Source organism: Pseudomonas sp. TMP9, assembly GCF_037943105.1.
In the GTDB taxonomy this organism is placed as follows: Bacteria; Pseudomonadota; Gammaproteobacteria; order Pseudomonadales; family Pseudomonadaceae; genus Aquipseudomonas.
The window spans coordinates 3565277-3578349 of sequence record NZ_CP149803.1 but is presented as its reverse complement, the minus strand read 5'-3'; the positions used below and the strand labels follow the sequence as shown (position 1 = coordinate 3578349).

14 protein-coding genes are annotated in these 13073 nt (G+C 57.3%); 13 read left to right on the top strand and 1 reads right to left on the bottom strand.

Annotated elements, in window-relative coordinates; genetic code table 11:
• Positions 1-332: 332 nt before the first annotated feature.
• From WF513_RS16810 to WF513_RS16770, 9 genes are all read left to right on the top strand, one after another.
• Complete coding sequence (locus WF513_RS16810; protein ID WP_339080548.1) at positions 333-548, top strand: DUF1127 domain-containing protein; 216 nt, start codon at positions 333-335, stop codon at positions 546-548.
• Positions 549-940: 392 nt separating this feature from the next.
• Positions 941-1258, top strand: a complete 318-nt coding sequence (locus tag WF513_RS16805; RefSeq protein ID WP_339080546.1) for a DUF2388 domain-containing protein — start codon at positions 941-943, stop codon at positions 1256-1258.
• A 111-nt stretch (positions 1259-1369) separates the two neighbouring features.
• Positions 1370-1690, top strand: coding sequence for a DUF2388 domain-containing protein (locus tag WF513_RS16800; RefSeq protein WP_339080545.1), 321 nt, complete (start codon positions 1370-1372; stop codon positions 1688-1690).
• Positions 1687-3639, top strand: coding sequence for a DUF4105 domain-containing protein (locus tag WF513_RS16795; RefSeq protein ID WP_339080543.1), 1953 nt, complete (start codon positions 1687-1689; stop codon positions 3637-3639). Before WF513_RS16800 ends, WF513_RS16795 begins: the two co-directional genes overlap by 4 nt.
• A gap of 54 nt (positions 3640-3693) precedes the next feature.
• Complete coding sequence (locus tag WF513_RS16790) at positions 3694-4632, top strand: AEC family transporter (RefSeq protein ID WP_339080542.1); 939 nt, start codon at positions 3694-3696, stop codon at positions 4630-4632.
• A gap of 622 nt (positions 4633-5254) precedes the next feature.
• Entirely contained in the window at positions 5255-6379 is a 1125-nt protein-coding gene (gene coxB / locus WF513_RS16785) for a cytochrome c oxidase subunit II (protein WP_339080541.1), read from the top strand.
• Between the two features lie 4 nt (positions 6380-6383).
• Positions 6384-8024, top strand: coding sequence for a cytochrome c oxidase subunit I (gene ctaD, locus WF513_RS16780; protein ID WP_339080540.1), 1641 nt, complete (start codon positions 6384-6386; stop codon positions 8022-8024).
• On the top strand, positions 8017-8583 hold the full coding sequence (locus WF513_RS16775; protein WP_339080539.1) for a cytochrome c oxidase assembly protein: 567 nt from the start codon (positions 8017-8019) through the stop codon (positions 8581-8583). The genes ctaD and WF513_RS16775 overlap by 8 nt, the downstream gene beginning before the upstream one ends.
• 12 nt (positions 8584-8595) lie before the next feature.
• Positions 8596-9492 carry a cytochrome c oxidase subunit 3 gene (locus WF513_RS16770; RefSeq protein WP_339080537.1) on the top strand — a complete coding sequence of 299 codons (897 nt, stop codon included), beginning with the start codon at positions 8596-8598 and terminating at the stop codon, positions 9490-9492.
• Positions 9493-9497: 5 nt separating this feature from the next.
• Here the strand turns inward: WF513_RS16770 and WF513_RS16765 are convergent, their stop codons facing one another.
• The gene (locus WF513_RS16765) at positions 9498-9701 is read right to left on the bottom strand and encodes a twin transmembrane helix small protein (protein WP_339080536.1); all 204 of its coding nucleotides are present in this window, start codon (positions 9699-9701) and stop codon (positions 9498-9500) included.
• Between the two features lie 88 nt (positions 9702-9789).
• Here WF513_RS16765 and WF513_RS16760 point away from each other — a divergent pair, with 88 nt between their 5' ends.
• Genes WF513_RS16760 through cyoE form a run of 4 tightly spaced genes read left to right on the top strand, consistent with a single transcriptional unit; the run spans position 9790 to position 13070 of the window.
• Complete coding sequence (locus WF513_RS16760; RefSeq protein ID WP_339080535.1) at positions 9790-10521, top strand: SURF1 family protein; 732 nt, start codon at positions 9790-9792, stop codon at positions 10519-10521.
• Positions 10496-11080: a hypothetical protein gene (locus WF513_RS16755; protein ID WP_339080534.1), complete on the top strand. Its 585-nt coding sequence runs from the start codon at positions 10496-10498 to the stop codon at positions 11078-11080. Before WF513_RS16760 ends, WF513_RS16755 begins: the two co-directional genes overlap by 26 nt.
• Positions 11081-11105: 25 nt before the next feature.
• On the top strand, positions 11106-12146 hold the full coding sequence (locus tag WF513_RS16750; RefSeq protein WP_339080533.1) for a COX15/CtaA family protein: 1041 nt from the start codon (positions 11106-11108) through the stop codon (positions 12144-12146).
• A gap of 24 nt (positions 12147-12170) precedes the next feature.
• Complete coding sequence (gene cyoE, locus WF513_RS16745; protein WP_339080532.1) at positions 12171-13070, top strand: heme o synthase; 900 nt, start codon at positions 12171-12173, stop codon at positions 13068-13070.
• Positions 13071-13073 lie beyond the last annotated feature (3 nt).

The window sequence follows — 13073 nt, the reverse complement described above, 5'->3', positions numbered from 1 at the left end:
TTTTCTGTCCTCTCGATCAGGAAAAGGTCTCGTTCGAGGAAAAATCTGAGAAACAGGTCAACTATGATTGCGGTGCAATCTGTAACTGTACCTGAATAAAATCACTGCCATTAAGCAATTTACTAAGCTGTTTTACCTGCATAAATACATATTTTAGGCTAAAGCACTTATAGCCAGTACAGCTGATAGAAAAAATACCGAACAGTTACAAAGCAAGCTATCTATTTTGGCTGTAATTTCATCCAGCTGTGGCTATGGTGAATCGGGAGCAGTGGGGATAATTATACAAAGCAATACACCACTGACCCGCCACAAGCGGAAGGATGAACACCATGGAACGTACCCTCAGTTCCGATCTGTTTTTTGATCACAGCCAAGCCACCGGCTCCAGCACTCTGCCGCTGCGTATGTTTACCTCTGTTCTGCAATGGCAGCGTCGCATTGTGAGTCGTCGCCAGCTTGCCCGCTTAGACTCCCGCCTGCTCGCGGACGCCGGTATCAGCGAAGCCCAGCGTCAGACCGAATTGAGCAAGCCTTTCTGGCGTTAATTACCACCAGACACCGATTTCTGCTCCTCCCTTTATGGGATTTTTTGAAGCTCCAGCGCCCTGCGTTGGGGCTTTCTTTTTGTGGGCGGCAGAAAGGTATCCGTCCAGGGTTTAGCCAAACAGCCTGCTGGGCTCTAAGCGGTACAGTGGGCATAAAAAGTTAATGTGCCATAACAATTTTGAGCTGCTGTTTCTGGCATCAGCGCACCCTAAAAGTGCTCTTTTCGGTCTTTCATGGGTGATTGCGCCACAGAGCGTGGGAGTAGTCACTGCGGTGCAGCGACATGCCGGGCTGGAAATACTGCTTGGGTGTTGAGCCACTCGGCAACCATCCTGCAAGGCCAGGGTCTACACTGGCCTTGCCTGATGTCGATCTTTTCTGGAGTAAGAACATGAATGCAATGAAGACTGTTGCCTTTGCAGCAACCTTGGCGTTTGCCAGTACGGCGGGTGCCACTAGTTTTGTGGTGACCACCGATTCGGTCGTCGGTGCAGTGGCTGCGACCTCAGACGCGAGTTCCGATGCGTCTTCGTCTTTTACTGATGACAAGGTCGTAATGGCCGCACGCGATGACGCGGCCGCCTTTGTTGCCAGCCAAGGCAGCATTCGCGGGGCGCGCTTAGAGGCTGCGCTACAGCATATTCGTCAGCAGATTCCATCGCTGCGTAACGATGATATGCAGCTAGCGGCGGCTATTCTCAGCCTCTAATGTCTGTACTTCTGACGCAGGCAGGTTTTGCCTGAGCACCTCGGCACCCCCTCGCGCTAGAATGTGGCCTAGGCAACCTCATCGGGTTGATCGCTGTTTTTGGAGATACGTATGCGTCCTGTTTTACTCAGCGCTGTAGTCGCGGCGGTTCTTTTTAGTGCCACTGTTCACGCGCAGACCCTTGTTGCGACCAGTAATATCATTGTGCGCGCGCTGGATCGCACCTTCGATTTCTCTTCGGACACCACCACCTCGATTCGTGATTCGAAAATCGTCTTGGCAGCACGCGATGACGCGGCAAGTTTCGTCGCGACCGAGGGACAAATCCGTGGTGCGCAACTGGAAGCAGCCATTACTGTCATCCGCAGCCATGTTGCTGAAGCGCAAGGCGTCTCCGACCTAGTATTGGCCGAAGCTATCTTGGCGCTGTGAGCTGGTCACGTGTCTGGCTATTGGCGCTGGCGCTGCTGGCCAGCACCAGCAGCCAGGCCGAATTGCGCCTGCACTTGCACCACGCTGCGCTCAGCGTTAGCGAGCGCCAAGCCAGCCAGCTCCTGTTGGAAGATGCCCTTGCCGCCTTGCCGCCGCGTTTCAAACACCAGCTTGATCGCCGCGTAAGCGTGCGTTGGCGCGATTTGCCGGCGCAGGTCTATGGCCGTGCGGGACGCTTCAGTGGGATTGAGCTGAATGCCTCGCTGCTACCGGCGCTGAGCGATGGCAGCAGCGCCACAACCCCTACGCAACGTCCTCATGGCACTGTGCGCCGCGAGTTGCTGGCAACCGTTCTGCACGAGCTTACCCATCTGTATGACCGTGCCCAGCTTTGGTCACAAGCAGATAAACAACAGCAACACCAGTGTCGCCAACGCGAGCAGAGCCTAGGTGCTGTGGGCCTTCCGGACCATTGCCGCGGCCAGACGGCGCGGCGTTTCAGCTTAAGCGATGACCCACAGTGGCTTGACCTTGCCGGCTGGCCACAACAGGTCGGTCGACGGGGTGCGCGTGAGCGGGAGAACCACCAGGTCGAGCGCAGCCCAGACCGTTATGAGCTGAGCAACCCGCGCGAGTTTCTCGCGGTGAATATGGAGTACTTCCTTCTCGACCCCAGCTACGCTTGTCGCCGGCCCTCGTTGGCGCGCTACCTGAGCGCGCATTTTGCCTGGGCACCGCCGAACCAGCAGCCTTGCGCCGAAGGTTTGGCCTACCTCAATGCCGGGCGCGACTTCGCTCGCCAGCCGCTGGGCCGCATTGATCCGCGGCGGGTCTACCAAGTGGATTACCTGCTGGCCGAGGCCAACGACGCGCTGGCCAGTCGCTGGGGCCATAGCATGCTGCGTTTGGTGATCTGCGCGCCGGGTCGACCGTTGGGGCCTGCCTGCCGGCTGGATCTACAAGAGCATCTGGTGCTGTCTTACCGTGCCTTTGTTGGCGACGTGCAGCTGTCCAGTTGGGATGGGTTGACGGGTGTTTATCCCTCGCGGCTGTTTGTTTTGCCGTTGGCTCAGGTGATCGAGGAATACACCAAGGTTGAATTACGCAGCCTGGCCTCGGTGCCGCTCAAACTGGATCGCACGCAGCTTGAACAACTGGTTACCCGCGCCGTCGAGCAGCACTGGAGTTATGACGGCGATTATTGGTTTATCTCCAATAACTGCGCGGTGGAAACCCTCAAGCTGCTGCGCAGTGGCAGCCAACATCCTAGCCTGCATGCGCTCGACAGCATCATGCCTAATGGTTTACTGGACACCTTGGTGGCCCGCGACCTGGCCGACCACAGTGTGCTGGACGATGCCGCTGAGGCGCTGCGCCTGGGTTATCGCTTTGACTCGTTTCGTGATCGCTACCAGGCCATGTTCAGCGTGTTGCAGGCGCATTTGCCGATTGAGCAGGTACAGGTTGAGGACTGGCTAAATCTGCCGGCTGAACAGCGCCAGCCGTGGTTCGCTCGCGCTGATCTGCGCACCAGCGCTGCTCTGCTGCTGCTCGAGCAGGCAGCGCTTCGCCGGCAATTATTACTGGCGCAGGATGAACTCAAGCGTCGCTATTTGAGCGGCCGTGATGACGGTGACCCAACGCTGGGCAAGGCGGGTGGCGCGCTGCAGCAGATACTCGCTAACAGTGGTTTTCTCAGTCGTCCAGCCGAGTTGCTTGAGGGCGGTTATGGTCTGCCGCAGCGTGCCGAATGGCAGCGTCTGGAAAGCGAAAGCCAAACGCGTCAGCAGCAACTGCGGCAGTTCAGCGACAACCTCGACCACGAAGTGCGTACCCTGTTGGAGCCCGCGCGCTTGGCCGAATTGCAGGTTGCAGAAGCTAATTTGGCGCAGCTGGGCCAGCATCTGCGTGCTTTGCACAAAGCCGCAGGCGGTCTGCAACTGCCCTAGCTGGGCCTCTTAATATCACTGGCGAGCTTGCGCCGCACATTACGGCTGACCAAGATGGCGGCTTGCTTGTGGCCGGAGGTTGCTGTGCTTGAGTTGTTATTGGCCTTGTGGCCACTGTTTGCCCTGATTGTGGCGGGCTATTACCTGCGCCGCTGGGCATTCCCCAGTGAAGCGTTTTGGCCCGGCGCTGAGCGGCTCAATTACTTTATTTTGTTCCCGGCGCTGCTGTTTAGCAGCTTGGCCAAAGCGCCGTTGGACAACCCTGCGTTGCCGCGCTTGGCGTTGGCGGTCTTGCTGGCGCTGGGTATTGCCTGGCTGGCGTTACTGCTGATACGGCGTTTACGTGGTTGGCCGGCGGGGCGTTTCGGGGCCTTCACGCAGGGTGTTTTGCGTTTCAACACCTACCTTGGTTTAGCCGCTGTAGGCAGCCTGTTTGGTCAGCCCGGGCTGACATTGGCGGCGTTGCTGCTGGCTTTGATGGTGCCGACGGTGAATGTGCTGTCGGTCTGGTCGCTGACAGCCGAGCGTAGCGTCAGCGCACGCAGCCTGTTGTTACCCATCGCCAAGAACCCGTTGATCCTTGCCTGCCTAGGCGGCGCGCTGGTTAATTTCAGTGGTTTTGGCTTGCCGGGCGGCACTGATCGTTTACTCAGTTTGTTGGCCGCCGCCAGCCTGCCGCTGGGTTTGCTGTGTGTTGGCGCTGCCTTAAAACCTGAACAGCTCGGTGGAGAGGTGCCAGCGTTAGTCAGCAACAGCTTGCTGCGCTTGCTGGCCATGCCGCTGCTGGCGTGGGCAGTTGCCTACGGCCTGCAGTTGCCAGCCATGGAACGGACTGTGCTGGTGTTGTTCTTTGCTTTGCCGACGGCCCCAACGGCTTATGTGCTGACCCGCCAACTGGGTGGTGACAGTCATTTGATGGCGGGGATTATCACGCTGCAAACCTTGCTGGCGGCAGCTAGCTTGCCACTGCTGTTACTGCTAGTCGCGGCCTGACTTAAGCGTTGACGGGCGTTTTATCCAGCTGCAACTCGACCCCAAGCTGACACGGCAGACACGACCAACGTTGCCGTGCAGCTTCGGTCTGCGGGCTGTCCAGGCGCTCGCGGCAGGCCTGCACTCAATTCCGGGTAAAACGGGCAGGTCGCATGCCGTGGACGGCGTGGTATGCCGTTTCATCGAGCTGATCAGATTGACCATCGTGGTATCCAGCGCAATCAACAGTGCGCCGAGGTGGATGATAGACCGGTCATTCATCTCTTCAACTAAACGATGGGCCCAATAGGCCTCATCCCTCCAACCCCCCATAGCCAGTCATCAGCTAAGACCTAATTGTCATAATTATCAGGTAGTTATGCGTGATGGTTATATGCATGCGTGATCCTCTTGTTCTGCCTCGCGCCATCCGTGCGCTCAGGTGGTTAGCGCAGGGCGTTGCTCATTTTGGTTTTCGCGTTGCCAGGTGCAAGTCCGTGTCTATACTCGAACTCGCAAGGCAGTACCTGATAACTCCGAAGCAGCTGCGGCGCTGACCGTTCACACAACGATGTTCACCTGTGTGAGGGCAAGCCGCTGACCGATTCGGCGGGATAACAAGAATAATTAAGGGGAACCCGCAATGATGCGACATCCACGAGTCTGGATGGGCCTCCTGTTGTGGTTGGTATTCAGCACGGCGCACGCCAGCTGGGGCTTCAACATGACACCCGGTGCCACCGAGGTCAGCCGTTCAGTATTTGATTTGCACATGACCATTTTCTGGATCTGCGTCGTCATTGGCGTGATCGTGTTTGGTGCCATGTTCTGGTCGATGCTCGTCCACCGCCGCTCCACCGGTCATAAACCGGCACACTTCCATGAAAGCACCACAGTCGAGATCCTCTGGACGGTGGTGCCGTTGGCCATCCTGATCGTCATGGCAGTACCTGCCACCAAGGTGCTGATCGACATATATGACAGCTCCGAATCTGAGTTGGATATTCAGATAACGGGCTACCAGTGGAAGTGGCACTACAAATACCTGGGTGAAGATGTCGAGTTCTTCAGCAACCTGACCACCCCCAAAGAGCAAATTAATAACAAGGCGACCAAAGGCGAGCACTACTTGCTTGAGGTCGATGAGCCCTTAGTGGTGCCGGTTGGCACTAAGGTGCGCTTTCTGATCACTGCTGCCGATGTGATTCACTCCTGGTGGGTCCCGGCTCTGGCGGTGAAGAAGGACGCCATTCCTGGGTTTATCAACGAATCATGGACGCGTATCGACGAGCCCGGCATCTACCGGGGTCAGTGCACCGAGCTGTGCGGCAAGGATCATGGTTTTATGCCTGTGGTGGTCGAGGCCAAGTCGAAAGAGGACTACGCCACCTGGCTGGCTGAGCGCAAGCAACTGGCCGCTGCCGAAAAGGAACTCACCAGTAAAGAATGGACCATGGATGAGCTGATGGTGCGGGGCGAGAAAGCCTACAACACCGCCTGCGCAGCCTGCCATCAGCCAAGCGGTGAAGGCCTGCCGCCGATGTTCCCGGCGCTGAAAGGCTCTGCCATCGCCAAGGGGCCTGCTAAAGGTCATATCGATGTCGTGATCAATGGCAAGCCAGGCACCTCGATGGCCGCCTTCGGTAAGCAACTCTCGGAAGTCGACATCGCCGCGATCATCACCTACGAACGTAATGCCTGGGGCAATGCGGTAGGGGACATGGTTACGCCGAAAGACATCCTCGCGTTCAAACAGGCTCAGGAGTAAGGACATGAGTGCAGTGATCGATCCGGGCCATGCTGGCCACGGTCATGCCGGACATGACCATCACCACGGCCCAGCCAAAGGCCTGATGCGTTGGGTGTTGACCACCAACCATAAAGACATCGGCACCATGTATCTGTGGTTCAGCTTCGCCATGTTTTTGCTCGGCGGCAGTATGGCCATGGTGATCCGTGCTGAGTTGTTCCAGCCGGGCCTGCAGATTGTGCAGCCGGAATTCTTTAACCAAATGACCACCATGCACGGCCTGATCATGGTGTTTGGTGCGGTGATGCCGGCTTTTGTTGGCCTGGCCAACTGGATGATCCCGCTGATGATTGGCGCGCCGGATATGGCCCTGCCGCGCATGAACAACTTCAGCTTTTGGCTCTTGCCTGCCGCATTTGGTCTGTTGATCAGCACCTTATTTATGGAAGGCGGCGGGCCGAACTTCGGTTGGACTTTTTACGCACCGTTATCGACCACCTACGGACCCGAAAGCACCACCTTCTTTATCTTCGCTGTGCACCTGATGGGCATCAGTTCGATCATGGGTGCGATCAACGTAGTCGCCACCATCCTTAATCTGCGCGCGCCCGGCATGACCTTGATGAAGATGCCGTTGTTCGTCTGGACATGGCTGATCACTGCCTTTTTGTTGATTGCGGTGATGCCAGTGCTGGCAGGTTGCGTGACCATGATGCTGATGGATATTCACTTTGGCACCAGCTTCTTCAGTGCTGCTGGCGGTGGTGACCCGGTGTTGTTCCAGCATGTGTTCTGGTTCTTCGGCCACCCCGAGGTGTACATCATGATCTTGCCGGCATTCGGCGCGGTCAGTGCAATCATCCCAGCCTTTGCGCGTAAGCCCCTGTTCGGCTACACCTCGATGGTATATGCAACGGCGTCCATCGCCTTCTTGTCGTTTATCGTCTGGGCGCACCATATGTTTACCGTCGGCATACCGCTGACCGGCGAGCTGTTCTTTATGTATGCCACGTTGCTAATCGCCGTGCCTACTGGAGTCAAGGTATTCAACTGGGCGACCACCATGTGGCGCGGCTCAATGACCTTCGAAACGCCCATGTTGTTTGCAGTAGCGTTCGTCATTCTGTTCACCATTGGCGGGTTTTCCGGTTTGATGCTGGCCATCGCTCCGGCAGACTTCCAGTACCACGACACCTACTTTGTGGTGGCGCACTTCCACTACGTGCTGGTGCCAGGGGCGATTTTCGGCATCTTTGCGTCGGCCTATTTCTGGTTGCCGAAGTGGACCGGCCATATGTACGACGAAACCCTCGGCAAACTGCATTTTTGGATGAGTTTTGTCGGCATGAACCTAGCGTTTTTCCCGATGCACTTTGTTGGGTTGGCTGGCATGCCACGGCGTATTCCCGACTACAACATGATGTTCGCCAACTTCAACATGATCTCGAGCATTGGCGCCTTTATGTTCGGCGCTACCCAGTTGCTGTTCCTGTTTATCGTCATCAAATGCATCCGTGGCGGTAAACCTGCTGCCGCCAAACCTTGGGATGGTGCAGAAGGGCTGGAGTGGAGTGTGCCGTCGCCAGCGCCCTATCACACCTTCACAACACCACCCGATATGAGTGATGAGCACGAGCACCGTAAAGGACTGGCTCATGACTGAGGAGCGCCTGACTCGCCGCTTGGTTATCCGCCTGTCATTCGTGGTGGTGGGTATGTTTGCCTTCGGCTTCGCCTTGGTGCCGATCTATGACGTGATGTGCCAAGCCTTTGGTATTAACGGCAAGACAGCCGGCGCCTATGAAGCAGGCCTACAAACTACCGATGAGTCGCGCCAAGTGCGGGTGCAGTTTCTCGCTACGAACTCCGCCGAGATGGTCTGGGAGTTCGGCCCCCAAGCGGACGAAGTGGTGGTGCATCCAGGCGACAGCACGCAAATGCTGTTTGTAGCTTACAACCCTACAGACAAGCCGATGACCGCTCAGGCAATCCCCAGCGTGGCCCCGTCGAAAGCGGCGGCTTACTTCCACAAAACCGAATGCTTTTGCTTTACCCAGCAGGTACTGCAACCTGGCGAGCGTGTCGAAATGCCAGTGCGCTTTATCGTCGATAGAGATCTACCGGCGGATGTTCGTCACCTGACCTTGGCTTACACCTTGTTTGATGTCACCGCGAGCAAACCGCCGGTGGCGCAAGTGACCCTTACTCGGGCGTCTCAATAAGGAGAACAATAAATGTCGAGTCCCGACGTTCACGAGAACTACTACGTTCCGAGCCAGAGCAAGTGGCCCATTATCGCGACCTTGGGCATGCTTATTTCGGTTTACGGCGTAGGCACCTGGTTCAACGACATGAAGGCTGATCGAGCCGACTCTAATGGCCCGCTGATCTTTTTTATCGGCGGTTTATTTCTCGCTTATATGCTGTTTGGTTGGTTCGGTAATGTGATTAAAGAGAGTCGCTCCGGCCTGTATAGCCCGCAAATGGATCGCTCATTCCGCTGGGGTATGAGCTGGTTTATTTTCTCCGAAGTGATGTTTTTTGCGGCTTTCTTCGGGGTGCTGTTTTACGTGCGCACGTGGGCTGGGCCATGGCTGGGTGGCGAAGGCGATAAGGGTATTGCCAACATGCTTTGGCCGGGCTTCGAATACAGCTGGCCGCTGCTCAATACCCCGGACCCTAAACTTTTCCCGGCGCCGAGTGGCACCATCAGCGCGTGGGGCTTGCCGCTGATCAACACTATTTTGCTGGTGACCTCTAGCGTCACGCTGACCTTCGCCCACCACGCGCTGCGCAAAAACCACCGTAAGCCGCTGACGCTATGGCTGGCGCTGACAGTGATTCTGGGTATCGCTTTTCTGGTGTTACAGGTTGAGGAATACATCCATGCCTATACCGAGCTGGGCCTGACCCTTGGCTCGGGCATCTACGGCGCTACCTTCTTTATGCTTACCGGCTTTCACGGTGCCCACGTCACGCTGGGTACGTTGATGCTGGGGGTCATACTGGTTCGGGTAATCCGCGGCCACTTTAGCCCCGAGCAGCATTTCGGTTTCGAGGCGGCGGCCTGGTATTGGCACTTTGTGGATGTGGTGTGGATCGGCTTGTTCGTGTTCGTCTATGTGATTTAACGGCGCTACCAGGTTACGTGTGAAACCAGTTGGCCGCTGAAAAAGCCCCAGGTAATCAGGGCTACAGTCAGGCCGGTCAAGGTCACGCGGACCGTCAGTGCATTGACTACCCGAGAGGTTTGGCCTTCATCCTTAACTAAAAAGAACAGACCACTGAATAGGCTGGCCACAGTGGCCAGTAGCAGCAGGACGATCGCGGCCTTGAGCATGCGTAACTTCCATAAGTAGTGATGGGGAAAGGCAAATGCGCTTCAGCTGCAGTATAGCCAGCTTGTTCAGAGCACCAAGGCGGGTGATATGAAAACCTTCCGGCCTGGCCTGCTGCCCAGCGTGCTGGTCCTGCTGCTGTTCCCCTGTTTAATCACTTTGGGCTTTTGGCAATTGGCGCGGGCGGAAGAAAAGCGCTTGCTAGTGATCACTCACCACGCCCAGCAGTTATCCACGCCAATCAGCATTGATGAGCTGGAGCAGCATTCCAACCCCGCTTATAAGCGCGTGCACGTGCAAGGTTTCTTCGATGTGGGCCACACCCTGCTGCTGGATAACCGCACCCGTGACGGCAAAGTAGGCGTCGAGGTGCTGCAACCCTTTTATGACCAAGCCAGCGGTCTGTGGCTGTTGCTCAACCGTGGTTGGTTGCCATGGCCGGATCGGCGTATTCCACCTTCGTTTGCCACCCCAGATACGCCACTGCGCTTGCAGGCCACGGTGTATGTGCCGCTCGGTGAGGGGTTTCAGCTCCAGGCTGCAGAACCTGCAAGTGGCTGGCCACGGCTGATCAGCGAGGTCAAGCCAGATGCCCTTTGGCAGCAACTGGGGCGCGGCGGCCTGAGCTATGAGGTACGCCTTGAACCAGGCCCGGCATCATTTCAGAGCGACTGGCCGATTATCGCCATGAGCCCTGATAAGCACCTTGGCTATGCCGTGCAGTGGTTCGCTTTGGCGGCAGCCTTACTCGGTTTGTTTATCTATTTAGGTTTATTCAACGCGCGGGAGACTCGCCATGAACCCAGCCATCACATTGCCTGACGTGTCGTCCAGCCAGCGAAGCAGGGGGCGTTTGCAGCTGATCCTGATTTTAGCTGTGGTCATCGGCCCGATGATTCTCGCCACGGCCATGTACCAGTGGCGTTTTTGGGTGCCGGAAACACGCAGTTATCACGGCGAACTGATCGGCACCGGGCAGAGCCGGGCTGATCTCGGCGTAATCGGTGCCGACGAACAACGCTGGCAATTACTGGTCACCGTGCCGCAGGTTTGTGACGCCGGCTGCAAAGAGTTGGTGTTTCTCGCCCGTCAGGTGCACATCGGTCTGAATCGTGACGTTAGCCGTGCGGCGCATGGGCTGGCCATTGCCCAACCCTTGAGTGATGACTACGACGCCCAGCTGCGCCGTGAATACCCGCAGTTAGCGCGCTATCAGTTGCAGCTGGAGGCCTATGCTAAAACTGCAAGCCAGGTAGAAGGCGCGCAACTGTGGATCGTCGACCCACGAGGCAACTTGGTGCTGCGTTATGACGCGACCAGCAAGGGTAAGTCGATTCTTAATGACCTGCGGCACCTGCTGAAAATCTCGCAAATTGATTAATGCGGCCAGTTGTTAAGGACTGATGATGAGCAAACCCGGTTACCGCCTCGCGCTGTTCGCCACCCTACTCGCTGTGGTTGTGGTGCTACTGGGCGCCTATACCCGTTTGACCCATGCCGGTTTAGGCTGCCCGGATTGGCCTGGGTGCTACGGCTTTATCGGCGTACCGATGAGCGAGCATAAGCAAACACTGGCCGAAGTTCGCTTTCCTGAAGCGCCAGTGGAGGTCGCTAAAGGCTGGTATGAAATGATCCATCGCTATTTTGCCGGTGCGCTCGGTCTGGTGATTCTCGGCTTGGCCGTGCAGGCGGTGCGCCGTCGTCATGAGCACGTGCAGCCACTAAAACTGCCGCTGCTTTTGCTGGGTTTGGTGACCCTGCAGGCCGCCTTTGGTATGTGGACGGTAACCCTCAAGCTGTGGCCGCAAGTGGTGACGGCGCACCTGCTCGGCGGGTTCGCCACCCTCAGCCTGCTATTTCTGCTGACCTTGCGTTTGTCCGGTGCGGTGCCGGCGTTACCGAAGCTGCCCGGACGAGTACGCAGTTTGGCGGTGGTGGCACTGTTGGCGGTAATCGGGCAGATCGCCCTTGGTGGGTGGGTCAGTAGCAACTATGCAGCGGTGGCCTGCGTCGACTTGCCGACCTGCCATGGCGAATGGTGGCCGGCGATGGACTTTGCCAACGGTTTTCACCTGACCCAACACATCGGCCCTAATTACCTAGGCGGCCAACTCGACAGCGATGCACGCACCGCCATTCATATGACCCATCGCTTAGGCGCAGTAATCGTGACCCTCGTGCTGTTGCTGCTAGCCTGGCAACTTAAACGCCACGGCTTGTCGCGGCTCGCCGGTTTGCTGGTGCTGGCACTGGGTGTACAGATCAGCCTAGGCATCAGCAATGTAGTGTTTCATCTGCCGCTACTGGTGGCTGTGGCGCATAACCTGGGCGGTGCAGCCCTGTTGTTAAGCCTGGTTCTGATCAATTATCAGCTACGTAGCGCGGCATCCCTGGTATCACCGGCAGCACACGTGCACGCTGGCTTTGCTGTGTTGCCGAGCAAATAACAAAAACAATCGAGGAGAGACCGTATGGCTACTCTAGCGCGCGAACAACATGCCCACGCCAGCTGGCGCGATTATTTGGAGCTGACCAAGCCACGGGTGGTGGTGCTGATGCTGATCACCTCGCTGGTCGGCATGTTTCTCGCCACCCGCGCTGGGGTGGCGTGGCAGGTCCTGATTTTCGGCAACCTGGGTATCGGCTTGTGCGCCGGTGCGGCGGCGGCGGTTAACCATGTGGTGGACCGGCGCATCGACTCGATCATGGCCCGCACCCTTAAACGCCCGGTGACCTCGGGGCGGATTTCACCCACTGCCGCGTTGGGCTTTGCCCTGTTGCTGGCAGTCGCAGGGATGGCGCTGCTGCTGACCTTTACCAACGAGCTGGCGGCGTGGCTGACCTTGGCCTCTTTGCTCGGTTATGCGGTGCTCTACACCGGCTTTCTAAAGCGCGCTACCCCGCAGAACATCGTCATTGGCGGCCTTGCTGGCGCGGCGCCGCCGCTGCTGGGATGGGTCGCGGTAACGGGCCATGTGAGTGCAGAGCCGTTGCTGCTGGTGTTGATCATCTTTGCGTGGACGCCGCCCCATTTCTGGGCGCTGGCCATTCACCGCAAGGAGGAGTACGCCAAAGCCAATATTCCGATGCTGCCGGTCACCCATGGCGAGCATTACACCAAAGTCCATATCCTGCTTTACACCTTGATGATGTTCGCCGTGACGTTGCTGCCCTATGCCATTCATATGAGCGGGCTGCTTTATTTGGTCTGCGCGGTGGTCTTGGGCGGGCGCTTCCTGCATTGGGCAGTGGTGCTGTACCGTGACAGCAAACCTCATGCAGCGATCAACACGTTCAAATACAGCATCTGGTATCTTTTCGCGCTGTTCATCGCGCTGCTGGTGGACCACTACTTGCTGCTCAATATCTGAGGC

Excerpts from the sequence above, each read along its gene's own strand:
- WF513_RS16805 (WP_339080546.1), top strand. The coding sequence starts at position 941 with ATGAATGCAATGAAGACTGTTGCCTTTGCAGCAACCTTGGCGTTTGCC.
- WF513_RS16770 (WP_339080537.1), top strand. The coding sequence starts at position 8,596 with ATGTCGAGTCCCGACGTTCACGAGAACTACTACGTTCCGAGCCAGAGC.
- WF513_RS16750 (WP_339080533.1), top strand. The coding sequence starts at position 11,106 with ATGAGCAAACCCGGTTACCGCCTCGCGCTGTTCGCCACCCTACTCGCT.
- WF513_RS16760 (WP_339080535.1), top strand. The coding sequence starts at position 9,790 with ATGAAAACCTTCCGGCCTGGCCTGCTGCCCAGCGTGCTGGTCCTGCTG.
- WF513_RS16755 (WP_339080534.1), top strand. The coding sequence starts at position 10,496 with ATGAACCCAGCCATCACATTGCCTGACGTGTCGTCCAGCCAGCGAAGC.
- coxB (WP_339080541.1), top strand. The coding sequence starts at position 5,255 with ATGATGCGACATCCACGAGTCTGGATGGGCCTCCTGTTGTGGTTGGTA.
- WF513_RS16765 (WP_339080536.1), bottom strand. The coding sequence starts at position 9,701 with ATGCTCAAGGCCGCGATCGTCCTGCTGCTACTGGCCACTGTGGCCAGC.
- ctaD (WP_339080540.1), top strand. The coding sequence starts at position 6,384 with ATGAGTGCAGTGATCGATCCGGGCCATGCTGGCCACGGTCATGCCGGA.
- WF513_RS16775 (WP_339080539.1), top strand. The coding sequence starts at position 8,017 with ATGACTGAGGAGCGCCTGACTCGCCGCTTGGTTATCCGCCTGTCATTC.
- WF513_RS16800 (WP_339080545.1), top strand. The coding sequence starts at position 1,370 with ATGCGTCCTGTTTTACTCAGCGCTGTAGTCGCGGCGGTTCTTTTTAGT.
- cyoE (WP_339080532.1), top strand. The coding sequence starts at position 12,171 with ATGGCTACTCTAGCGCGCGAACAACATGCCCACGCCAGCTGGCGCGAT.
- WF513_RS16810 (WP_339080548.1), top strand. The coding sequence starts at position 333 with ATGGAACGTACCCTCAGTTCCGATCTGTTTTTTGATCACAGCCAAGCC.
- WF513_RS16790 (WP_339080542.1), top strand. The coding sequence starts at position 3,694 with ATGGCGGCTTGCTTGTGGCCGGAGGTTGCTGTGCTTGAGTTGTTATTG.